The sequence below is a fragment of the Burkholderia sp. Ax-1720 genome, from assembly GCF_011753035.1.
Taxonomy (GTDB): Bacteria; Pseudomonadota; Gammaproteobacteria; order Burkholderiales; family Burkholderiaceae; genus Burkholderia; species Burkholderia gladioli.
Window position 1 is genome coordinate 40,652 of the sequence record NZ_VWWK01000009.1, and the last position, 21,369, is coordinate 62,020.

The following is a 21,369-nucleotide window of genomic DNA, read 5'->3' on the forward strand; positions in this document are numbered from 1 at the left end:
TCACCCTAGCTTCGTCATACAATCATATTGACATTCGAAATCGAAGTGTCGATACTGGGTCCGATTATACAATCGTACAACAGCTGTTCGACCCCTCAGAGGATACTCATGAAAGACATCACGCTATCCGAACGTCGTGCCGTCGGCGCGCAGATCCGCAAGGAGGTGCTCGGCACCAGCCACACGCAGGGCAATCCCAATCCCCATCTGTTCGACACCGTGTTCCTCGAGTACACGGAGGATGTCTGCTGGGGCAACGTGTGGAACCGCGTGGGCCTCACGCGCCCGATGCGCAGCATGCTGAACCTCGCGATGCTGGCTTCGCTCGGCCGCTGGCACGAGTTCGAGGTGCACACGCGCGGCGCGGTCAACAACGGCGTGACCGAGGAGGAGATCGCCGAGGTGGTGCTGCAGGCCGGCGTCTATGCGGGCATCCCGGTGGCGGCCGAGGGCCTGCGCCGCGCCAAGGCGGTGGTGCTCGAACTGAAGGCGAAGACGGCCGCCGCCACCTGAGCGCGCGGCGCGCTTCGCCTCTTCGTCCCGGGCACGACTGCCCGGGGATCCCGGGGCCGGCAGGCACCGGCGCGCTTGCCGCCGAAGCGGCGCATCGCGGCACGCCTGCCTCGCTCCACCCAGCCTGAGCCGTCCATTCCATGTCCGATCCAACTTTCTGCGAAGTCCCGTCCGGCCGACTCGCCTATTCCCGCCGCGGCACGGGCCGGCCGCTGGTCCTGCTGCATCCGATCGGCGTCGACCGGAGCTGGTGGGACGACTACCTCGAGCACTGGGCCGCGTCCCACGACGTGATCGCCATCGACCTGCGCGGCCACGGCGATTCCACCCTGCTCACCGCCCCCGTCACGCTCGCCGACCATGCCGAGGACGTCGCCGCCGTGCTGCGCCAGGAACGCCTGGCAGGCGCCACCCTGCTCGGCGTGTCGATGGGCGGCATGGTCGCGCAGCGCGTGGCGATCCAGTTCCCCGAGCTGGTGGGCGCGCTGGTGCTCTGCGCCACCGCCGGCGGTTTCCCCGACGAGGTGCGCCCGCGCATCCTCGCGCGCGGCGACATGGAGCGGCGCGGTTCGATGTCCGAAGTGATCGACGACACCATCACGCGCTGGTTCGCCGCCGACACGCCGCGTCCCGAGCTGGTCGAGCGCTGCCGCGCGCGCCTGGCGGCCGACCACTGGTACAGCTGGAGCGCGAACTGGCAGGCGATCTCGCGGCTCGACAACCTCGGCGAGCTGCCGGCGGTGACGGCCCCGGCCCTGGTGGTGGCGGGCGATGCCGATGCCAGCATCCCGCCGGCCGTCTCGCAGAAGATCGCCGATGCGCTGCCGAACGCCGATTTCGTGGTGGTGCCGGGCGCGGCGCACTTCGGCGCGTTCGAGATGCGCGAGGTGTTTAGCGCGGTGTTCGACGAATTCCTGTCGAGCCTCGCCCGCTGAAATGAAGGCGGCCTCGCGCCCGCCGGCCAGCGCCGGCGCCGCGAGGCCACGCAGTAACCGAACACGTGGAGCGCCGGCCGCCATGACCGACCGCTCCGAGGAGACAGCATGGCCATCACCATCCGTTCATCTTTCGACGTCGACGCGCCGCCCTCGGCCGTCTGGACGACCATGATCGACATCGAGCGTTCCGCCCCGTGCTTCCCGGGCGCGGAACTCAAGGAACAGCAGCCCGACGGCAGCTACAAGGGCGGCTTCACCGTCAAGCTCGGCCCGCTCACGCTGAAGTTCGCGGGCAAGTTCAAGATCGCCGAGCAGGACGACGCGCAGCGCAGCGTGGTGGTCGCGGCCAGCGGCACCGACACCAAGGGCCGCGGCGGCGCCGACGCGCAGATCAAGGCCGCGGTGAGCGACGCCGGCGGCGGCCGGACCCGCGTCGAGGTGATCTCGGACGTCAATCTGTCCGGCACGGTCGCGCAATACGGACGCGGCGCCGGGATGATCGAGGCGCTCTCGCAGCAGTTGCTGAACCAGTTCGCCAAGAACCTCACCGCGCTGATCGAGGCGGACGCGCCGCCGGCGGGTGCCTCGCCGGCCCAGGCCCAGGCCGAGGGCGGCGAGAACGCGCCGGCGGGCGAACCCGGTGCCCCCGAGCGGCCGGCCCAGGCGCGCCGCCCGGCGCCCGCCCCCGCGCCGCTCGACGCGGGCGCGCTGATGCGCAAGGCGATGTGGCAATCGATCCGCAATTTCTTCGCGCGGCTGTTCGGCCTCAAGCAACAGCACTGAGGCAGCGGTACCGGGGCCGCCGCGGCGGCCCGATCGGAGCCCTTCGCCGCATTTCGGAGCACCCATGAAACCCAGTGAATTCCAGTACCACGCGCCGACCACCGTCGAGCAGGCCGCGCAGTTGCTCGGCACGCTAGAGGACGCGCGGCTGCTCGCCGGCGGCCAGTCGCTGATGCCGATGATGAACTTCCGGTACCTGATGACGAGCCACCTGATCGACCTGAACGGCGTCGAGGCGCTCACCCGCATCGAGGAGCGCGACGGCCGCCTGCACATCGGCGCGATGGCGCGCCAGCGCGACATCGAGCTGTCGCCGCTCGTCATGCGCCGCGCGCCGCTGATCCACGAGGCCTACCAACTGGTCAGCCACAAGCAGATCCGCAATCGCGGCACGCTCGGCGGCAGCCTCTGCCAGCTCGATCCGTCCTCCGAGCAGCCCTGCTTCACCGCCGCGCTCGACGGCGTGCTGACCATCGCGCGCCATGAGGACGGCGCGCTCGCCACGCGCGAGCTGCCGATCTCCGAATGGGCCTGGATGTACATGACGCCCGCGTTGGAGGAAGGCGAACTGCTGGCCGGCATCTCGCTGGAAATCTGGCCCGAGGGCCATGGCTACGCCTTCGAGGAATTCGCGCGCCGCCACGGCGACTACGCCATCGTCGGCGTGGCCGCGCTCTGCACCGCCGACCCGCAAGGACGCCTGGCGCGGCTGTCGCTGACGATCTGCGGCGTCGCGCTGGGCCCGGTGCGGATGCACGAGGTCGAGGCCGCGCTGCGCGGCCGCGCGATGGACGAGGCGGCGCTGCGCCTGGCCGGCGACGCCGCGCGCGAGCTGGAGGTGATGACCGACGCGCACGTCAGCACCGACTACCGCCAGCACCTCGCCGGCGTGCTCACCGAACGGGCCCTGAAGCGGGCCTTCGAGCGCGTCGCGCGCCCCGCCTGAGACAACACTGAAGGAGATGGACATGGAGACTCGCACCATCAGCGTGGTGGTCAACGGCACCACCTACCAGCGCGAGGTCGAACCGCGCCGCATGCTCGGCGACTTCCTGCGTCACGACCTCGAACTCACCGGCACGCACTACGGCTGCGAACACGGCGTATGCGGCGCCTGCACGGTGCTGATCGAGGGCCGCACCGCGCGCGCCTGCCTGACGCTGGCGGTGCAGGCCGACGGCCGCTCGCTGAGCACCGTCGAGGGCCTGGCCCACGCCGACGGCACGCTCAACGAGCTGCAGAAGGCCTTCGCCGAATCGCATGCGCTGCAATGCGGCTTCTGCACGCCCGGCATGCTGATGACGCTGACCGAGCTGCTCGCCGAAACGGACTCGCCCAGCGAGGCCGAGATCCGCGAGGCGATCACCGGCAACCTGTGCCGCTGCACCGGCTACCAGCCGATCGTCGCCGCGGCCCTGCTGGCCGCGCAACGCCTGCGCGAGCAACGCGCCGCCGCCCCGGCCCACGCCACGGAGTGACACGATGGATATTTCCGACCTCAACGGCGTGCCCACCGACCAGCGCTTCATCGGCAAGCGCGTCGCGCGCACCGAGGACAAGAAGCTGCTGCAGGGCCAGGGCTCCTACGTGGACGACCTGCACCTGCCGAACATGCTGCAGGCCGCCGTGCTGCGCAGCCCGCACGCGCATGCCAGGATCGTCTCGATCGACTGCAGCGCCGCGCGCGAGCTGAAGGGCGTGCATGCCGTCTACACGCATGCCGACCTGCCGGGCCGCGCAAGCGGGCGCGTGCCCTCGATGCTGCCCAACCCGGCGATCAGCTTCGAGCGGACCCAGGAGCTGCTGGCCTCCACCGAGGTCACCTTCGCCGGCGAGGCGGTGGCCTTCGTGGTGGCGGACAGCCGCTACATCGCCGAGGACGCCTGCGGCCTGATCGAGATCGAGTACGACACGCTGCCGGCCGTCGCCGACTGCCGCGACGGGCTGCGCCCCGATTCGCCGCTCTGCCATACCGAGGCGAAGGACAACGTGGTGGCCCATATCGACATGGGCTTCGGCGACATCGAGGCGGCCTTCCAGGACGCGCCGCACGTGGTGGAGGAAACCTACTGGCAGAACCGCGGCTCCGCGCATCCGATGGAAACGCGCGGCTACGTGGCCGAGCATCATCCGAGCACCGGCGAGCTGACCGTCTGGTCCTCGGGACAGGCGCCGCACCACGAGAAGAAGAACCTGGTCGAGCTGCTCGAATGGGATGCCGAGAAGCTGCGCGTGCTGATGAACGACGTGGGCGGCGGCTTCGGCCCGAAACTGCCCTTCTATCCCGAGGAAGGACTGGTGGCGATCGCGGCGATCGCGCTCAAGCGCCCCGTCAAGTGGATCGAGGACCGGCGCGAGCACTTCCTGGCGGTCACCCAGGAGCGCGACCAGTGGTGGACCGTGAAGATGGCGCTCGACGGCGACGGCAAGATCCGCGGCGTGAAGCTGGAGATGGTGCACGACAACGGCGCCTTCCTGCCCTGGGGCATCATCACCCCCTACATCTCGATCACCACCACGCCCGGCCCCTATGTGATCCCGGCGATGGCCGCCAGGCTCGACGTGGTCTACACCAACAAGTGCGCGACTTCGCCGGTGCGCGGCGCGGGCCGCCCGCAGGCGGTGTTCGCGATGGAGCGGATCCTCGACAAGGCCGCGCGCGCGCTCGGCATGGACCGCGCGGAACTGCGCTGGCGCAACCTGATCCAGCCGGAGCAGATGCCCTACGACGCCGGCTTCATCTATCGCGACGGCAGCCCGCTGCGCTACGACAGCGGCGACTACCCGGCCTGCCAGCAGGCGGCGCTCGAACGCGCCGACTACGCCGGCTTCGCCGCGCGCAAGGCCGAGGCGCGCCGCCAGGGGCGCTTCGTCGGCATCGGCATGGCCAGCTTCGTCGAGGGCACCGGGATGGGCCCCTTCGAGGGCGCCACGGTGCGCGTGCAGGCCAACGGCCGGATCACGGTGATCACCGGCGCCTCGCCGCAGGGCCAGGGCCACAAGACCACCTTCGCGCAGATCTGCGCCGAGCAGCTGAACGTGCCGCTCGAGATGGTGGACGTGGTCACCGGCGACACCGCCGGCATCTCGATGGGCGTGGGCACCTTCGCGAGCCGCGCCACCGTCAATGCCGGCAACTCGGTCTACATCGCCGCCCAGGCCGTGCGCGACAAGATGTTTACGCTGGCCGCGCATCTGTGGAAGTGCGAGCCCGAGGAGCTGGTGCTGCTCGGCGGCCGGGTGGCGCGCCGCTCGGGTGTCGAGCAGGCCATGGGCTACGGCCAGCTCGCCAAGATCTCGCAGGGCATGCCGGGCTTCACGATGCCCAAGGGCCTCACCGCCGGCCTGGAGGAGACCCGTTATTTCTCGCCGGCCCAGTCGACCTACTGCAACGGCACCGCCGTGGTGGAGCTCGAGGTCGATCGCGACACCGGCCACATCCAGATCCTCAACTACGTGATGGCGCACGACTCGGGCAAGCTGATCAACCCGTTGCTGGTGGACGGGCAGGTAATCGGCTCGGTCGCGCACGGCATCGGCAACGCCACGCTCGAGTGGATGCAGTACGACGAGAACGCCCAGCCGACCACCACCAACTTCGGCGAATACCTGCTGCCGATGGCCACCGACGTGCCGAATATCGACATCGTCCACCTCGAGACGCCCTCGCCGCTCAATCCGCTCGGCGTCAAGGGCGCGGGCGAGGGCGGCACGATCCCGGCCGCGGCGGCGATCGTCTCGGCGATCGAGGACGCGCTCTCGGAATACGGCGTCGAATTCACCGAAGCACCGCTGGTGCCGCAACGCGTGTTCCTGAAGCTCAAGGAGGCCGGCGCCTACGCGCGCTGACCGGCACGGGCGCGCGGCGGGTTCCGCCGTCGCGCGCCCTTCCCCCGTTTTCCCAAACCGACCCTGTTCTCCCATGACGACAGAATTCACCACGGCGCTCCACGACGCCGAATACCGGATCACCCTCGCCCAGCCCGAGCTCGGCAACACCCTCACGCTCGAGGCGATGCGCGCGCTGGCCGCCGAGATCCGCCAGGCCGGCCGCGATGGCGACGTCAAGCTGATCCGCATCCGCGCCTCGGGCCCGGCCTTCTGCCGCGGCCGCGCGCTCAGTGCGCCGCCGGCCACGCCGCCGAGCGCGGCGCAGTTCCGCCGCAACGTGGCCGACCCGATCCTCGACGTCTATCGCGCCATGCACGAGAGCGAGGTGCCGCTGCTCGCCGAGGTGCAGGGCGACGCCGAAGGCTTCGGCTGCGCGCTGGTCACCGCCTGCGACCTGGCGATCGCCGCCGACAGCGCGCGCTTCAGCCTGCCCGAATTGCAGAAGAACCTGCCGCCGACGCTGGTGCTGTCGGTGCTGCGCCACAAGGTGCCGCCCAAGGCGTCCGCGCACCTGGTGTACCTGACCGAGACCATCGACGCGGCCAACGCGCGCGAATGGGGCATGGTCGCCGAGGTGGTGCCGGGCGCGAGCCTGGCCGAGCGCGCCGACGCGATGGTCGCCACGATCTGCTCGCGCGACCGGATCGCCATCGCCACGCTGAAGACCTACTTCCGCGAGATCACGATTCCCGACTTCTCGCTGGCCAGCGAGGTGGCGGGCGCGGCGCTGGCCAACGCGATGACCTCGATGCGCCGCTAAGGCAATGCTGAGGCAACGCCGAGGCAACGCTGAAGCGGCGCCCGAGCGGATTCGAATCGCGACACCCTGCCCGTCAAGGGCAGCGCACCTAGCAACGAGGGCGCCCCGTTCCCGGCGCCCGACGAGACTTCATGGGATTTCCAGTCATGGCTGATCAAGACCACGCCTCCCCCGCCGCGAGCCCGGCCTACGCGGACCTGCACGAACACATCGCGCGCCTCGACGCGGCCGGCCTGCTGTACCGCATCGACGAGCCGGTCAACAAGGACACCGAAATGCACCCGCTGGTGCGCTGGCAGTTCCGCGGCGGCATCCCGGAAGCCGAGCGCCGCGCCTTCCTGTTCACCAACATCGTCGACAGCAAGGGCCGCAAGTACGACATCCCGGTGATCGTCGGCGGCATCGCCGCGAATCCGGAGATCTACCGGATCGGCATGAACGTGGACTCGCTCGAGCAGATCGGCGATGCCTGGAACCGCGCGATCGACCAGCCGGTGCCGCCGGTGCTGGTGGAAAGCGGCCCGGTGCACGACATCGTGATCGAGGGCAAGGACCTGGAAGGCCCGGGCAACGGCCTGGAATCCCTGCCGCTGCCGATCTCCACGCCGGGCTTCGACGCCGCGCCCTACATGACCATGACCGGCGTGATCTCGCGCGATCCGGAAACCGGCGTGCAGAACATGGGCACCTACCGCGGCCACCTGAAGTCGCCCACGCGGCTGGGCATGATGATGCTGGTCAACCTGCGCGCGGGCGGCCTGGACCACTGGCGCAAGTACGCCGCGAAGGGCGAGAGGATGCCGGTGGCGATCGTGCTCGGCGCGCCGCCGGTGGTGGCCTTCCAGGGCCCGCAGAAGCTGCGCCCCAACGTCGACGAGCTGAGCGTGGCCGGCGGCCTGGCCGGCGCGCCGATCCGCGTCGTCAAGGGCCGCACGGTCGACCTGCTGGTGCCGGCCGAGGCCGAGGTGGTGGTGGAGGGCTATGTCGATCCGCGCTACCTCGAGCCGGAAGGCCCGTTCGGCGAAAGCCACGGCTACGTCGCGCTGGAGGACTACAACCTGGCGATCGAGGTGACGGCGATCACGCGCCGCAAGGACGCGGTGCTGACCTCGATCATCTCGCAGGTCACGCCCTCCGAATCGAGCGTGATCAAGCGCCTCGCCTACGAGCCGATGTTCCTGCGCCACCTGCGCGACCACCTCGGCATCCGCGGCATCCGCAAGGTCTCGCTGCACGAGCCGCTGACCAACCTGCGCCGCTTCGTGTTCCTGCAGTTCGAGCGCGGCGCGAAACGCACCGAGGTCTGGCGCGCGCTGTACGGCACCATGTCCCTGCAGGCCGCGATCGGCAAGTTCGTGATCGCGATCGACGACGACATCGACCCGGACAACGCCGACGCGGTGTTCTGGGCGATGGGCTATCGCTGCAATCCGGTCGAGGACGTGAAGCTGATCCCCTATCGCGAGCCCGGCCACGGCCCGCGCTCGGACCACGATACCGGCCTCGACTCGGCGATGCTGATCGACGCCACCATGAAGGCGCCGATGCCGCCGCTGGCGCTGCCCAAGAAGGAATACATGGAGAACGCCAAGGCGCTGTGGGAACGGCTCGGCCTGCCGGCGCTGAAGCCGGAATCGCCCTGGTACGGCTATTCGCTGGGCGACTGGACCGAGGAGTGGGACCGCAATGCCGAGCAGGCCACGCGCGGCGAGTGGATGCAGCGCGACGCGTCCTACCAGGCGCGCCGCCGCGAGGGCGTCGAACCCAATTCGCCGGTGCGCGGCTACGAGGGCAATCATGGCGAGCAATAAACCCGCGCCGGAACGGATCATCGTCGGCATCACCGGCGCCTCGGGCGTGATCTACGGGATTCGCGCGCTCGAACTGCTCGCCGAGGCGGGCGTCGAGACCCACCTGGTGATCAGCAAGGCGGCCGAGCTGACCATGACCTACGAGACCGAGGTGCGCGCCGCCGACCTGCGCGCGCGCGCCTCGCACTGGTACGCGCCGGGCGACATCGGCGCGGCGATCTCCTCGGGCTCGTTCCGGACCAAGGGCATGCTGATCGTGCCCTGCTCGGTGCGCTCGATGAGCGAGATCGCCACCGGCATCACCAGCTCGCTGGTCAGCCGCGCGGCCGACGTGGTGCTCAAGGAGCGCCGCCGCCTGGTGCTCGGCGTGCGCGAGACGCCGCTGCATGGCGGCCATCTGCGCACCCTGGTGCAGCTCTCCGACATGGGCGCGGTGATCGCGCCGATCGTGCCGGCCTTCTATTCGAAGCCGAAGACGATCGACGACATCGTCGACCACACGATCGGCCGGATGCTCGACCTGTTCGATATCGAAACGGGCGTGGTCAGGCGCTGGAAGGAGTCGACGCAGCCGGAGCACGACGAGTAAGGGCCGCTCGCGGCCCGCGCCGATATCGCGTTGACAGCCAAAACTCTGTCATGCAATCATACAAACTTATCGATCCAGGAGACGGATCGGACAGGAGACGGAATGCCCTCATCGCCTCAGGCCGGCGGTCGCGAAGACACCGTTAGCACTGCTTCGGAACACTCGCCGCGCCAAGCCAACGCCATGTTCGACGTGCTGCCGGCGGGCCGCGTCCCCGTCAAGGATTCGGTCCTGATGGGCCTCCAGAACATCTTCGTGATGACCGGCATCTTCGTGTTCCCGGGCATCATGGGGAAGTCCTTCAACCTGCCGGTCGCGATGGTGGCGAACCTCTACAGCGCCACCTTCATCGGTTGCGGCCTGACCACCATCCTGATCGCCGGCCTGTTCGGGCGCGCGCCGCTGGTGGCGGGCCCCTACGCCGGCGTGTTCGCGGCCCTGATGTCCTTCGGCCACCTGTCGGGCGGCAGCCTCGGCGCCGGCTTCGGCTCGCTGTGCGTGGCCTCGCTGATCTGGTGCGCGCTGTCGATCCCGGTGCGCGGCAGGAGCGCGATCACCCTGCTGGCCGGCATCGTGCGCGACCCGAAGATCGCCGGCGTGATCGTGCTGCTGGTGATGATGCAGATGGCCGAGCTGGCCTTCCCGCATTGGCTCGGCAAGTCCAAGGATCCGACCTTCCCGCTGATCAACCTCGGCGCCGGGCTGGTGACGGCCCTGGTGCTGATGGTGCTGACCGTCTCGAAGGTCCGCATCCTGCGGCGGCTGGCGCTGCTGATCGCGCTGGTGGCCGGCGCGATCACCTTCGAGTGCTTCCACGCGATCGACTTCTCGACGGTGGCCGAGGCGCCCTGGCTGGTGCTGCCGCCGCTGTTCGCCTTCGGTTTCTCGGTCAATCCCGAATACGTGCTGGTGTTCTTCCTGGTGATCGTCGCGATCAACATCCAGACCATGGCGCTGATGAGCGTGGTGGGCGAATGGACCGGCGACGTGCCGCATACCGCGCGGCTGTCCTGGGGCGTGTTCGCGATGATGCTGGGCTCGGCCTTCGCCAGCTGCATCGGCGCCTTCAGCAACCTGCCCTACCCGGCCAACGTGGCGCTGCTGCGCTCGACGCGGGTCGCCTCGCGGCAGGTGACGCTGGCCACCGGCATCCTGCTGGTGGCGATGGGCTTCATCAACAAGCTCGACCACCTGTTCGTGGTGCTGCCGGTGCCGATCCTGGCGGCGGCCGCCACCGTGCTGTTCGGCATGGTGTTCGTGCACGGCATCGAGATGCTCAGCGAGGTGGAATGGGGCGAGCGGCAGCTCGCGATCGCCGGCTTCTCGCTGATGCTCGGCTTCGGCAGCCTGTTCATCGAGCCCGAGGTGTTCAAGTCGCTGCCGCTGGTTGCCGGGCTGCTGCTGCGCCAGCCGGTGATCGTCGGCGTCAGCTCGCTGCTGATCCTGTCGGCGCTCCTGCCGCGCAGGCAGCGCGCGCTCGCCGCGCCGCTCGCGCCCGCCTGCGAGAACTGAAGCCGGCACCCACCCGCGCCAGGGCGCCCGCGCCCACCCGCTACCGATTGCTATCCGTTTCCAATACATCATCGGCCGACGTCCGGCCCAGGAGAACCTGATGGACCACCTCTCGCGCAACGCCACCGCCGACGCGTCGCCCGGCGCCCCGCGCGACCTGCAGGAGCACATCGCCCGGCTGGAAGCCAAGGGCCTGCTGACCCGCATCGACCGCCCGATCAACAAGGACACCGAACTGCATCCGCTGGCGCGCTGGCAGTTCCAGGGCGGTCTCGACGAGGACCAGCGCCGCGCCTTCCTGTTCACCAACGTGGTGGACGGCGCAGGCCATCGCTACGACATCCCGGTGCTGATCGGCGGCCTGGCCGCCTCGCCCGAGATCTATGCCACCGGCCTGGGCCTGCCGGTCGACCAGATCGGCAGGATCTGGATGGAAGCGATCGCCGAGCCGGTCGCGCCGGTGATGGCCGAGCAGGCGCCCTGCCAGGAAGTGGTGATCAGCGGCGACGAGCTCAGGCAGCGCGGGCTGTCGCGCCTGCCGGTGCCGGTCTCCACGCCCGGCTTCGACGCGGCGCCCTACCTCACCGCGACGCTGTGCGTGACCAAGGACCCGGAAAGCGGCGTGCAGAACATGGGCACCTACCGCGCCGCGCTGAAATCGGAGGACCGCCTCGGCGTGCGCATGGCCAGCCGCCTGTCGGGCGCCGGCGGCTACCTCCATTGGGAGAAGTACCGCGCCCGGGGCCAGCAGATGCCCTGCGCGATCGTGCTGGGCTGCGCGCCGGCGGTGCTGTTCACCGGGCCGCAGAAGCTGCAGATCGACCAGGACGAGATGGCCGTGGCCGGCGGCCTGATGCGCGCGCCGGTGGGCGTGGTGCCCTGCAAGACCATCGACCTGGTGGTGCCCGCCGATGCCGAGATCGTGATCGAAGGCCTGATCGATACCGACGCGCTGGAGCCCGAGGGCCCGTTCGGCGAGAGCCACGGCCATATCGCGCTCGAGGACTACAACATGTCCATGCACGTCACCGCGATCACCATGAAGAAGAAGCCGGTGTTCGTCTCGATCATCAGCCAGGTGACGCCCAGCGAAAGCTCGGTGCTGAAGAAGGTGGCCTACGAGCCGCTGTTCCTCGAGCACCTGCAGAAGGTGATGGGCGTGCGCGGCGTCAAGCGCGTGGTGATGCACGAGCCGCTGACCAACCTGCGCAAGGTGATCTTCGTGCAGTTCGCGCGCGGCACGCCGCAGCCCGAGATCTGGCGCGGCATGCAGGGCGCGGCCACGCTGCAGGCGCAATGCGGCAAGCTGGTGATCGCCGTCTCCGAGGATATCGACCCGGAGAACGCCGACGCGGTGTTCTGGTCGCTGGCCTATCGCTCGGACTTCACGCACGACGTGCATGTCACGCCCTATCGCGCCAGCGGGCACGGGCCGAAGTCGGGCCGCGCGCCGCTCGAAAGCACCCTGCTGATCGACGCCACGCTCAAGCACGACATGCCGCCCCTGGCGCTGCCGGCCGAAAGGTACATGAGCGCGGCGCGCGAGATCTGGGAAGAGCTGAAGCTGCCGCATCTCACGCCGCGGCCGCCCTGGCACGGCTATCACCTCGGCGACTGGGACCAGCGCTGGGACGAGTATGCCGACGCGGCCGTGTCCGGCGGCTGGCGCGAAACCGGCGAACGCACCTGGGCCAACCGACGCGGCGGCGTGAAGCCCGAAACGCCGGTGCGCGACGCCTCCTCGTCCGGCCATGACTGAGATCGCGATGGCGGCTCGCGCGGCGGCATCGTCGGCGTCGCGCGCCTCGCGTCTCGCGGCGCCGGAGGCGGGCGCCGCGAACCCGACGAGGTACTCCGCGCATGGATAGCGTCAATCTCGAGGTGCTGAAGGCCTGCGTGGACTGGATCGAGCGCGGCCGCCGCGTGCTGCTCGTCACCGTGGTGCGCACCTGGGGGTCCTCGCCGCGCCCCGAAGGCGCGATGCTCGCGATCTGCGAGGACGGCGCCGTGGTGGGCTCGGTCTCGGGCGGCTGCATCGAGGACGACCTGATCGAGCGCGTGCGCCGGCTCGGCATCGCGCAGACGCTGCCGGAAGCCCTCAGCTACGGCGTCTCGGCCGACGAGGCGCATCGCTTCGGCCTGCCCTGCGGCGGCACCATCGAGCTGGTGCTGGAACCGCTGACGCCGGCCAGCGGCATCGCCCAGCTGTGTCGCCGCGTGGCGGCCGGCGAGCTGGTGGCGCGCTCGCTCGACATGCGCAGCGGCGCGGCGAAGCTGTTGCCGGCCTACTCGACCGGCGGCGCGACCGACGGCCTGGCCTTCGACGGAAGAACGCTGCTCACTATCCACGGGCCGCGCTACCGAATGCTGGTGATCGGCGCGGGCCAGTTGTCGAGCTATCTCTGCCAGATCGCGCTCGGGCTCGATTACCAGGTGACCGTCTGCGATCCGCGCGAGGAATACACGGACGGCTGGCAGGTGCCGGGCACCACCCTGGTGCGCGGCATGCCCGACGATACCGTGCTCGAGATGAAGCTCGACGAGCGCTGCGCCGTGATCGCGCTGACGCACGATCCCAAGCTCGACGACCTTGCCCTGCTGGAAGCGCTGCGCACGCCCGCGTTCTATGTGGGCGCGCTGGGTTCGCGGCGCAACAACGCGGCGCGGCGCGAGCGCTTCGCCACCTACTTCGACCTCGGCAAGGAAGCACTCGGCCGGCTGCGCGGCCCGGTCGGCATCTATATCGGCAGCCGCACGCCGCCCGAGATCGCCGTGTCGATCCTCGCCGAGGTGACGGCCGTGAAGAACGGCGTGGCCCTGCTGGATGAATCGCGGATCGAGGAAGCCAAGGCGGCGCTCGATATCGCGGGCGACGAGCGCACGACCTGCTTCACGGGAAAGCATCATTGATGTTGCCTGCGGCAGCGCCTCGAACGACGTTCACTGCAGGCGCGGCCCCGCCACGCACTGGTAGCTGGCCGCCGCGTTGCGATCCCCCGTGCCGCGATACCGCGGATAAGCCGGATAAACGCACACGGGCCGTTCGAACGCGACGCCCGCGGCCGGATCGTCGTTGACATACTTGGTCGCGACAAAGCCGTCCGGCGCGACGCCGCCCTCCACCCACGCGCGCAAGCCGGCCACCACGTCGCGGCTCGCATCGCCGCGCAGCGGCGGCACCGCCCCGCCGATCGTGTTGGCGCCGGGGCCGCCGCCGCAATGATCCATGCCCGGCACCATCACCACGCGGAAGAACGGCGTGGTCGCGTCGATCCCGCCCTGCCTTGACGCGACCTGCTCGAAATACTCGATCGGCAAGGTCTGTGCATTGAGCGAATCGACCCAGCCCTGGGTCATGATCAGCTTGCCGCCGCGCGCGGCGAACGCGGACAGGTCCGGGTTCGTCGAATTGATTTTCGGCGTGAGCATCGCGTCCACCCGCGCCGCGTCCTGGCCGAAATCGAAGCGGGTCCAGTCCCAGTTCGGATCGCCGAACACGGTATTGGCCAGCAGCGGCTGCGCGTAAGCGCCGATCAGCGCGCCCTGGATCGACGCCCAGCGCCGTTCGCTGCCGAACGCGAAGCCGGGGTAGATCTCGCTGCCGTCGACGGTATTGCGCACCGGCGAGTAGAGGCGTTGCGCCTGCCGGACCTGCGCGGCGCTCAGGCAGCTCGCCGGATCCTGGCCGGCCGTGCATTGCAGGCGCGTGACGTCGAAGCTGCAACTCAGCGGATTGGCGAGGAAGCCATCGGTGGCAGCCTGGCTGCCGCCGCATTGGTTCAGCACGGCATCGTTCAGCACGGCCATCGCGGCCGGCGTCAGCGTCGCCTCGGGCTGCGTGCTCGGCAGCAGCCCGCCCCACAGGAAACTCTCCATCAGGTGGCTGTAGCCCATGCCGGGCGAGCCCGCATGAATGCCGTCGTAGTCGTCGGGATAGAACTCGGCCTCGGCCATCGCCTCGTTGCCGCCGGTCGAGCAGCCTTCGAAATAGGCGTGCTGCGCGCCCTGCCCATAGAAGGCGTGGACGATCGCCTTGGCCGAGACCGTCATCAGGTGCACCGAGGTCCGTCCCCAGTCGCGCAGTTGCACGGGATCGACCGCCCAGCCGAGCACCTGCCCGATCGCGCCCGAGGCGCCGCCGAGATGGCCCGTGTCGGTATTCGCCGCCGCGTAACCGTTCGCGATCGCGGACATCAGGCCGCCATGGACGATCGCGCCGCCGAATCCGCCCGAGCCCGTGCCGAGCAGGCGCCCGTTCCAGTTCGAGGCCGGCAGCCAGACCTCGATGCCGACATGCTCGCCCGGCTCGCTGCCGACGGTGGCGACGACGCGGCAGAACGCGGCGGCGGCCTTGCCCGCGCTGCCGGTGATCGGCTGCAGGTCGGCGCCCGCCGCGACGAACTGCGTTTGCTGCACGGTGGTGTCGGTGAAACGCGTGGCGGCCAGATTCGCGCAGCCTTGCGCGTCTGGGGACGTGGCGACTTCGTCGCTCGAACAGCCGCCCGCAGCCAGGACCATCGCGGCGAGCACCGACGCGAGCCGGATCGTTCGCGATGCGAAATATTGGAATGTCATCCCTCGTCTCCAGATTGGACTTGTGATCTGTCAGGCGAGCATCACGGGGACGACGCGGCGCCGGCCGCGTGGAAGAGAAATGCATCGGCGCACCGCGCTCGCTGCCCCTGTCTGACGAGAAGCAAGCCTAGAGGCGATGCGCCGATCCAACAATTGAAATGATTTTATTGCAGCGATTACGGATGGTGATGCTTGGCTCGCGCGATTGCCGCCGCGAAGGCGGCCTCGCCCTCAGCCCGAGCTGGTCGAATCGCGCAGCAGCCCGAGCCGCACCAGGCTCTCGGCGGTCGCGACGATCGCCTCCTCGCGCGAGCGCGGCGCCCAGCCCAGCAGGCGCCGGGCCTTGTCGGCGCTGGCGTTCATGTCGACGCCGAGCAGCGGCACCATGGCCCGCATCGACGGGTTGGCGAGCGCGATCAGGCGCATCAGCCAGTTGGGCAGCACGCGGGTCGGCACCCGGCGCGCATCCGCCCCCATGCGATCGCGCAGGACGCGGGCGAGCTCGTCCATCCACATGCTTTCGCCGGCGATCGCCAGGAAGCGCTCGCCCTTGGCGGCGGGATGCGTCATGGCGAGCAGGTGCAGGTCCGCCAGGTCGCGCACGTCGACATAACCCGAGTTGATCCTCGGGCATCCCGGCTGGCCGTTCATCAGGCTGGTAACGATGCGAATCGAATGCGAGTAGTCAGGGCCCAGCGCCGGGCCGAGCACGGCGGTGGGATTGACGGCCGCGAGTTCGAGCCCGCCCCCTTCCCTGGCGATGAAATCCCAGGCGGCGCGTTCCGCGAGCGTCTTCGACTTCTGGTACGGCGCGATCGGGCTGGACAGGTCGCTCCAGTCGGCCTCGGTGAAGGGACGGGGATGATCCGGCGCGTGCCCGACGCCGACCGCGCCGAACGCGGAGGTCAGCACCACGCGCGCGACGCCGGCCTCGCGCGCGGCACGCAGCACGCGCAGATTGCCGTCGACGGCGGGCCGGATCCACGCCGCTTCGTCCACCTGGTCGCCCGACGGGGTCGGCGAGGCGCCGTGGAGCACGTAGCGGCAGCCGGCGGCGGCCTCGGCCCAGCCGCGGTCGTCGCCCAGGTCAGCGGCGACGAAGGCAAGGCGCTCGCCCGGCTCGGCGCCGCCGGTCCTGAGATTGGCCCGCACCTCGGCTTCCCGCCCTGGCGAGCGAACCGTGGTCCGCACTCGATAGCCGCATTTGAGCAGCGCCAGGATGCAGTGCTGGGCGATGAAGCCGGTGCCGCCCGTGACCAGTACCCACTCGTTGTTCATGTCGATTTCCTGAAGGCCGCCCGGCGGCCGATGGTCGTCGCAGCCCGGGCGGTGCCGCGGGCTGGGACAAGGAAACGCGAGATTACGGATGAGTCGCCGAGCCGGGAATGCTCGAACGTGCGCTTTACTTGCGCGATCGGACGGGAAACCGCGCCGGTGTGGTCAGGCGCGTTCGTGAATGGGCAGGAAGATGGCGATGATTAAACGGATCGCGGCGACGCCGATACAGCCGGCGTCGCGCGCTCAATCGCGCGTCGCGCCCTTGGCCGGACGTCCGGCCCAGTAGCCGGCCAGCAGCGAGCCCGACAGGTTGTGCCATACCGAGAACAGCGCGCCGGGCAGCGCGGCGATCGGCGTGAAATAGAGCTTGCCCAGCGTCGCGGCCAGGCCCGAGTTCTGCATGCCGACCTCGATCGCCAGCGTGCGGCACACGGCTTCGTCGAAGCCGAGCAGGCGCCCGCCCCAGTAGCCGCCGAGCAGGCCGATCGCGTTGTGCAGCACCACGCCGACCATCACGACCAGGCCCACCGAGGCGATGCTGTTGCGCGTGCCGGCCACCACCGCGGCGATGATCAGCAGGATCGAGACCATCGACACCAGCGGCAGGTAAGGCTCGATCGCGTTCACCGCGCGGCGCAGCAGGTGGTTGACGATCAGCCCGACCACGATCGGCAGCGCGACGATCTGCAGGATGCTCATCAGCATGCCGTGCACGTCCACGGCGATCGAGGCATCGACGTACAGGCGCGTGAGCAGCGGCGTGGCGAATACGCCGACCAGGGTCGACAGCGCGCTGATCGTGACCGACAGCGCGACGTCGCCGCGCGCGAGGTAGATCATCACGTTCGACGCGGTGCCGCTCGCCACGCTGCCGACCAGCACCATGCCGGCGGTCAGGTCGGGCGGCATGCGCAGGACCTTGGCGAGCCCCCAGGCGGCCAGCGGCATCACCAGGTAGTGCAGCACGATGCCGGCGATCACCGGCGCGGGGCGCGTGAACACGCGCCGGAAATCGGCGAGCGACAAGGTCACGCCCATCGACAGCATGATCAGCGTGAGCAGCGCGGTGACGTGCGGCGCGACGGGCGAGAAGGAAGCCGGCGAGAAATAGGCGGCGAGCGAGATCAGCACGGCCCACAGGGGGAAGAGTCGGGTAACCCGGGCAAGCATGAGGCGAATCCTTGGTCGATCTTGTGTTGGAGGCGAATGGCGGTGCCGCCCCGGATGCAGCGGGCGCAATCGGCCCGGGCGGGCCTGGCCGGCATCTCGATCGATGCGCGAGGCGCGGAGCCGATGGCGGGTTCGCCGCCGATCGGCCGGATGCCGGCCCGGGTGGGGAGCGGCACGCGTCCGGGAGAAGCACGAAACCGGCGATTCTACTCCGCGAGCGCTCTCCATCCCTTCCGGTGCCGGCGCCCTGCCACGGCCAAGCTCGGGGCCCGGCGCCGACCGCCCTGCAAGACCGGCCCGGATCTCGCCGCCGCGGCCGCCCTCGCAAGATCAAGACCCAATCGTCCTCAACGCCCCTTGCTCGCCGCCGCCACCCACTGATCGAAGGTCGCCTTGTTCGCGGCGATCCACTGGTCCGCCAGCGTCGTGACGATCGCCGACGATCCATGCGCCTGGCTGATCGCCAGCTCCCAGTTCGACCAGGTCGACGAGGGAAAATGGATCTGCTCGACCAGCGCGCGCACCGGCGCATTCGCGGCGATGAAGCCCTTGTTGGCCACCGCGCTGTAGTTCCACGAGGCCATCGCCATCCGGCACGGATTCGCCCCACCCGCGCAGCCCGGCACGTCCTTCACCAGCGCCGAGCCCGCGTTCGGCACGTTCGGCGGCAGCGCGTCGGCCGGCGTGGGCAGCCACACCACGTCCTTGCCCGGCACCAGCTCGCTGGTGGTCCAGGACGGGCTCCAGGCATAGAAGAAGGCCGGCTCGCCGCCCTTGATGCGCGACACCACGTCGGCCATCAACGCCTCGTACTTGCCGGTGACCGGCTTGACGGTCTGCCGGAGCCCGAACTTGTCGAGCTGGTAGTTCACCACGTCGCCGCAACTCCAGCCGGGGTCGCAGCTGATCAGTTGCGCCTTGCCGTCGTTGCCGAACAGCGCGGCGATCTTCGGGTCCTTCATCTGCTCGAGGCTGGTGATGTTGTGCGCGAGCGCCGTCTTGCGGTCGATCAGGTAGCCGTTGATGCCGCCGCCGTCGATCTGCCCGCGGCCCACCTGCACGGCGCGATCCTGCACCGCGCGGAAATCCGGGTCGCTCTGCGGGAAGTTGACGTCGGTTTCCAGGTCGACGTCGCCCTGCGCGACGGCCTGGAAGAACAGCACGGTGCCCATGGTCTTGAGCTTGACCTCGTAGCCCATCGCCTTGAGCGCCTTGATGGTGATCTGCACCGACACGTAGTTGGCGCCGAGGCCGTCGGTCTGCGCATAGTTGATGGTCTTGCCGGCGCCCGGCAGCTCGGCGGCGGATGCCGTCGCGCCGCCGGTAGCGAACATCGCGACGCACGCCAGGGCGGCCAGCGCCGGTTTCAGTCTGTTCATGATCGATCTCCATGCCTGTCTGGATAGGGTGTGCTGCATGCCGGCACGCCAGGCGCGCCGGTCTGTTCTTGTATTCCACTTGCCGAGAACCGCCTCAGCGGGCCGACAGGTTCGCGTCGGACGCCCAGGACGGCAAACCATCCACCTTGGTCTTGACCACCTTCGTCACCACGTAGGTGAAGTACCGCTCGATGCCGAGCTGCGCGCCGAGCAAGCCGTCGATGAACTGCTGGTAATGCTCGATGTCGCGCGACAGCACCTGCATGACATAGTCCACGCCGCCGCCGGTGGCCAGGCACTCGACGATCTCCGGCGCCGCCGCGACCCGCTCCTCGAAGCGCCGCATGTCCTGCGCGGTGTGCCGCGCGAGCGTCACCTCCACCACCACGCGGCTGCCGGTGAACGCGCCGGCCCAATCCACCTCCGCGCGATAGCCGCGGATCAGCCCTTGCGCCTCCAGGCGCTTGACGCGCTCCCAGGCCGGCGAGATCGACAGGTTCACCTCCTGCGCGAGCCGCGATTTGGTGATGCGCCCCTCGGTCGAGAGGATCCGCAGGATCGCGATGTCGTAACGATCGAGCTTGATCCGCCCCGCCCCGGCGCCTGCCTGTTCAGCCTTCATGGTCTCCCCCTATCCTCGACTGGAGGACCTACCTTAGGGGATGCCAAAAAACCGTGCTTCCTCCGAAACGAGGAAAGCGGGCCGCGGCGCTCCGTCGTTCGCTAGCAGCGCCGCCCGGCTCTCGTGCGTTCCGCGGGTTTACCTGGCGCCGGCCGCGACGCGATCCGCAACCTGGTCGACCGCCTGCTTCACCCGCGCGACGATCTCGTCGGCCTCGCCGCGCGTCATCACCAGCGGCGGCGCGAAACCGAGGATGTCGCCGTGCGGCATGGCGCGTGCGATCACGCCGCGTTCGAGCGCGGCCGCCGACACCTGCGCGCCGATCTTCAAGGCCGGATCGAAGGGCTGGCGCGCGTCCTTGTCGGACATGAATTCGAGCGCGGCCAGCATGCCCACGCTGCGCACCTCGCCCACCAGCGGATGGGCGCCGAACTGCTCGCGCAGGCGCTCGCCGAAATAGGCGCCGACCTCGGCCGCGTTGCCGGCCAGGTTCTCGCGCTCCAGGATGTCGAGGTTGGCCAGCGCGGCCGCCGCGCAGACGGGATGCCCCGAATAGGTCCAGCCGTGCCCCATCGGGCCATGCTCGCGCGAGCCGCGCGCGATCACCTCCCACACGCGCTCGCCGACGATCACGCCCGACAGCGGCGCATAGGCGCTGGTCAGCCCCTTGGCGACGGTCACCAGGTCCGGCTCGATGCCGTAATGCTGAGCGCCCATCCTCGAACCGAGCCGGCCGAAGCCGCAGACCACCTCGTCGGAGATCAGCAGGATGTCGTGGCGGCGCAGCACCTGCTGGATGGCGTCCCAGTAGCCGGCCGGCGGCGCGATGATGCCGCCGGTGCCCATCACGGGCTCGGCGATGAAGGCCGCGATCGTATCCGCCCCCTCGCGCGCGATCAGCTTCTCCAGTTCCTCGACGCAATACGCGACGAATTGCGGCTCGCTCATGCCGGCCGGCGCCTTGCGATACCAATGCGGGCAGATCGTATGCCTGACGCGATCGATCGGCAGGTCGAAATGCTGGTGGAAGCTCGGCAGGCCGGTGAGGCTGCCGGTCACGATGCCCGAGCCGTGATAACCGCGCTCGCGCGAGATGATCTTCTTCTTGTTCGGCCGCCCCAGCACGTTGTTGTAGTACCAGACGATCTTGACCTGGGTTTCGTTGGCATCCGAGCCGGACATGCCGTAATACACCTTCTTCATGCCCGCCGGCGACCACGCGATGATGCGCGACGAGAGCTCGATGATCGCGTCGGAGGAATGGCCGACATAGGTGTGGTAATAGGCCAGCGCCTTCGCCTGGGCATGCATCGCGTCGGCCACCTCGGTGCGCCCGTAGCCGATGTTCACGCAATAGAGCCCGGCGAACGCGTCGATATACTCGCGCCCCTGGTGGTCCTCGATGCGGATGCCCTTGCCGCCGCGGATGATCTTGCCCGGCAGGGCGCCGGAAGCATGGTCGTAGGCATGGGTCGACGGGTGCATGAAATGTTCGCGGTCCTGGTCGAACAGCGTGTCGAGCGGCTGAGTCATGGAATCTCCTGTTGT

Annotated in this window: 18 protein-coding genes; 12 read left to right on the forward strand and 6 right to left on the reverse strand. The window is 69.4% G+C overall.

Translation table 11 applies throughout. The features are described 5' to 3' along the window. The first annotated feature begins 108 nt into the window (after positions 1-108). From F3J18_RS05010 to F3J18_RS05065, 12 genes are all read left to right on the forward strand, one after another. A complete protein-coding gene (locus tag F3J18_RS05010; protein WP_025097146.1) occupies positions 109-513 on the forward strand; it encodes a carboxymuconolactone decarboxylase family protein in 405 nt (134 codons plus the stop codon). Positions 514-653: 140 nt separating this feature from the next. Then, complete coding sequence (locus F3J18_RS05015) at positions 654-1,448, forward strand: alpha/beta fold hydrolase (protein ID WP_166911737.1); 795 nt, start codon at positions 654-656, stop codon at positions 1,446-1,448. Between the two features lie 108 nt (positions 1,449-1,556). Beyond that, positions 1,557-2,234 (forward strand): SRPBCC family protein, encoded by a 678-nt coding sequence (locus tag F3J18_RS05020; protein ID WP_166911739.1) that lies wholly within the window; start codon positions 1,557-1,559, stop codon positions 2,232-2,234. Between the two features lie 64 nt (positions 2,235-2,298). After that, positions 2,299-3,180 carry an FAD binding domain-containing protein gene (locus tag F3J18_RS05025; protein ID WP_166911741.1) on the forward strand — a complete coding sequence of 294 codons (882 nt, stop codon included), beginning with the start codon at positions 2,299-2,301 and terminating at the stop codon, positions 3,178-3,180. A gap of 22 nt (positions 3,181-3,202) precedes the next feature. Beyond that, positions 3,203-3,712: a (2Fe-2S)-binding protein gene (locus F3J18_RS05030; RefSeq protein WP_025097142.1), complete on the forward strand. Its 510-nt coding sequence runs from the start codon at positions 3,203-3,205 to the stop codon at positions 3,710-3,712. A gap of 4 nt (positions 3,713-3,716) precedes the next feature. Further along, positions 3,717-6,083 carry a xanthine dehydrogenase family protein molybdopterin-binding subunit gene (locus F3J18_RS05035; protein ID WP_166911743.1) on the forward strand — a complete coding sequence of 789 codons (2,367 nt, stop codon included), beginning with the start codon at positions 3,717-3,719 and terminating at the stop codon, positions 6,081-6,083. 73 nt (positions 6,084-6,156) lie between these two features. Beyond that, positions 6,157-6,885, forward strand: a complete 729-nt coding sequence (locus F3J18_RS05040) for an enoyl-CoA hydratase/isomerase family protein (RefSeq protein ID WP_166911745.1) — start codon at positions 6,157-6,159, stop codon at positions 6,883-6,885. Positions 6,886-7,031: 146 nt separating this feature from the next. Then, positions 7,032-8,696: a UbiD family decarboxylase gene (locus tag F3J18_RS05045; RefSeq protein WP_166911747.1), complete on the forward strand. Its 1,665-nt coding sequence runs from the start codon at positions 7,032-7,034 to the stop codon at positions 8,694-8,696. Then, positions 8,683-9,285 carry a UbiX family flavin prenyltransferase gene (locus F3J18_RS05050; RefSeq protein ID WP_025097138.1) on the forward strand — a complete coding sequence of 201 codons (603 nt, stop codon included), beginning with the start codon at positions 8,683-8,685 and terminating at the stop codon, positions 9,283-9,285. The genes F3J18_RS05045 and F3J18_RS05050 overlap by 14 nt, the downstream gene beginning before the upstream one ends. Positions 9,286-9,468: 183 nt before the next feature. Beyond that, positions 9,469-10,797 (forward strand): solute carrier family 23 protein, encoded by a 1,329-nt coding sequence (locus tag F3J18_RS05055; protein ID WP_025097137.1) that lies wholly within the window; start codon positions 9,469-9,471, stop codon positions 10,795-10,797. Between the two features lie 100 nt (positions 10,798-10,897). Next, positions 10,898-12,556 (forward strand): UbiD family decarboxylase, encoded by a 1,659-nt coding sequence (locus tag F3J18_RS05060; protein ID WP_166911749.1) that lies wholly within the window; start codon positions 10,898-10,900, stop codon positions 12,554-12,556. Between the two features lie 101 nt (positions 12,557-12,657). Beyond that, positions 12,658-13,707 (forward strand): XdhC family protein, encoded by a 1,050-nt coding sequence (locus F3J18_RS05065; RefSeq protein ID WP_166911751.1) that lies wholly within the window; start codon positions 12,658-12,660, stop codon positions 13,705-13,707. Positions 13,708-13,737: 30 nt separating this feature from the next. Here the strand turns inward: F3J18_RS05065 and F3J18_RS05070 are convergent, their stop codons facing one another. The 6 genes from F3J18_RS05070 to F3J18_RS05095 form a co-directional block, all read right to left on the reverse strand. Beyond that, entirely contained in the window at positions 13,738-15,372 is a 1,635-nt protein-coding gene (locus F3J18_RS05070; protein WP_166911753.1) for a tannase/feruloyl esterase family alpha/beta hydrolase, read from the reverse strand. Positions 15,373-15,603: 231 nt separating this feature from the next. Continuing rightward, complete coding sequence (locus F3J18_RS05075) at positions 15,604-16,650, reverse strand: aldehyde reductase (RefSeq protein WP_166911755.1); 1,047 nt, start codon at positions 16,648-16,650, stop codon at positions 15,604-15,606. Positions 16,651-16,893: 243 nt separating this feature from the next. Continuing rightward, positions 16,894-17,820 (reverse strand): bile acid:sodium symporter family protein, encoded by a 927-nt coding sequence (locus tag F3J18_RS05080; protein WP_166911757.1) that lies wholly within the window; start codon positions 17,818-17,820, stop codon positions 16,894-16,896. A gap of 347 nt (positions 17,821-18,167) precedes the next feature. Continuing rightward, the gene (proX, locus tag F3J18_RS05085; protein ID WP_166911759.1) at positions 18,168-19,199 is read right to left on the reverse strand and encodes a glycine betaine/L-proline ABC transporter substrate-binding protein ProX; all 1,032 of its coding nucleotides are present in this window, start codon (positions 19,197-19,199) and stop codon (positions 18,168-18,170) included. 94 nt (positions 19,200-19,293) lie between these two features. Beyond that, entirely contained in the window at positions 19,294-19,821 is a 528-nt protein-coding gene (locus tag F3J18_RS05090; RefSeq protein WP_013690827.1) for an Lrp/AsnC family transcriptional regulator, read from the reverse strand. A 138-nt stretch (positions 19,822-19,959) separates the two neighbouring features. Further along, the gene (locus F3J18_RS05095; protein WP_166911761.1) at positions 19,960-21,354 is read right to left on the reverse strand and encodes an aspartate aminotransferase family protein; all 1,395 of its coding nucleotides are present in this window, start codon (positions 21,352-21,354) and stop codon (positions 19,960-19,962) included. Positions 21,355-21,369 lie beyond the last annotated feature (15 nt).

What these genes read in the sequence shown, in the direction of transcription:
- F3J18_RS05010 (WP_025097146.1), top strand. Translation starts at nt 109, where the DNA reads ATGAAAGACATCACGCTATCCGAACGTCGTGCCGTCGGCGCGCAGATC.
- F3J18_RS05015 (WP_166911737.1), top strand. Translation starts at nt 654, where the DNA reads ATGTCCGATCCAACTTTCTGCGAAGTCCCGTCCGGCCGACTCGCCTAT.
- F3J18_RS05020 (WP_166911739.1), top strand. Translation starts at nt 1,557, where the DNA reads ATGGCCATCACCATCCGTTCATCTTTCGACGTCGACGCGCCGCCCTCG.
- F3J18_RS05025 (WP_166911741.1), top strand. Translation starts at nt 2,299, where the DNA reads ATGAAACCCAGTGAATTCCAGTACCACGCGCCGACCACCGTCGAGCAG.
- F3J18_RS05030 (WP_025097142.1), top strand. Translation starts at nt 3,203, where the DNA reads ATGGAGACTCGCACCATCAGCGTGGTGGTCAACGGCACCACCTACCAG.
- F3J18_RS05035 (WP_166911743.1), top strand. Translation starts at nt 3,717, where the DNA reads ATGGATATTTCCGACCTCAACGGCGTGCCCACCGACCAGCGCTTCATC.
- F3J18_RS05040 (WP_166911745.1), top strand. Translation starts at nt 6,157, where the DNA reads ATGACGACAGAATTCACCACGGCGCTCCACGACGCCGAATACCGGATC.
- F3J18_RS05045 (WP_166911747.1), top strand. Translation starts at nt 7,032, where the DNA reads ATGGCTGATCAAGACCACGCCTCCCCCGCCGCGAGCCCGGCCTACGCG.
- F3J18_RS05050 (WP_025097138.1), top strand. Translation starts at nt 8,683, where the DNA reads ATGGCGAGCAATAAACCCGCGCCGGAACGGATCATCGTCGGCATCACC.
- F3J18_RS05055 (WP_025097137.1), top strand. Translation starts at nt 9,469, where the DNA reads ATGTTCGACGTGCTGCCGGCGGGCCGCGTCCCCGTCAAGGATTCGGTC.
- F3J18_RS05060 (WP_166911749.1), top strand. Translation starts at nt 10,898, where the DNA reads ATGGACCACCTCTCGCGCAACGCCACCGCCGACGCGTCGCCCGGCGCC.
- F3J18_RS05065 (WP_166911751.1), top strand. Translation starts at nt 12,658, where the DNA reads ATGGATAGCGTCAATCTCGAGGTGCTGAAGGCCTGCGTGGACTGGATC.
- F3J18_RS05070 (WP_166911753.1), bottom strand. Translation starts at nt 15,372, where the DNA reads ATGACATTCCAATATTTCGCATCGCGAACGATCCGGCTCGCGTCGGTG.
- F3J18_RS05075 (WP_166911755.1), bottom strand. Translation starts at nt 16,650, where the DNA reads ATGAACAACGAGTGGGTACTGGTCACGGGCGGCACCGGCTTCATCGCC.
- F3J18_RS05080 (WP_166911757.1), bottom strand. Translation starts at nt 17,820, where the DNA reads ATGCTTGCCCGGGTTACCCGACTCTTCCCCCTGTGGGCCGTGCTGATC.
- proX (WP_166911759.1), bottom strand. Translation starts at nt 19,199, where the DNA reads ATGAACAGACTGAAACCGGCGCTGGCCGCCCTGGCGTGCGTCGCGATG.
- F3J18_RS05090 (WP_013690827.1), bottom strand. Translation starts at nt 19,821, where the DNA reads ATGAAGGCTGAACAGGCAGGCGCCGGGGCGGGGCGGATCAAGCTCGAT.
- F3J18_RS05095 (WP_166911761.1), bottom strand. Translation starts at nt 21,354, where the DNA reads ATGACTCAGCCGCTCGACACGCTGTTCGACCAGGACCGCGAACATTTC.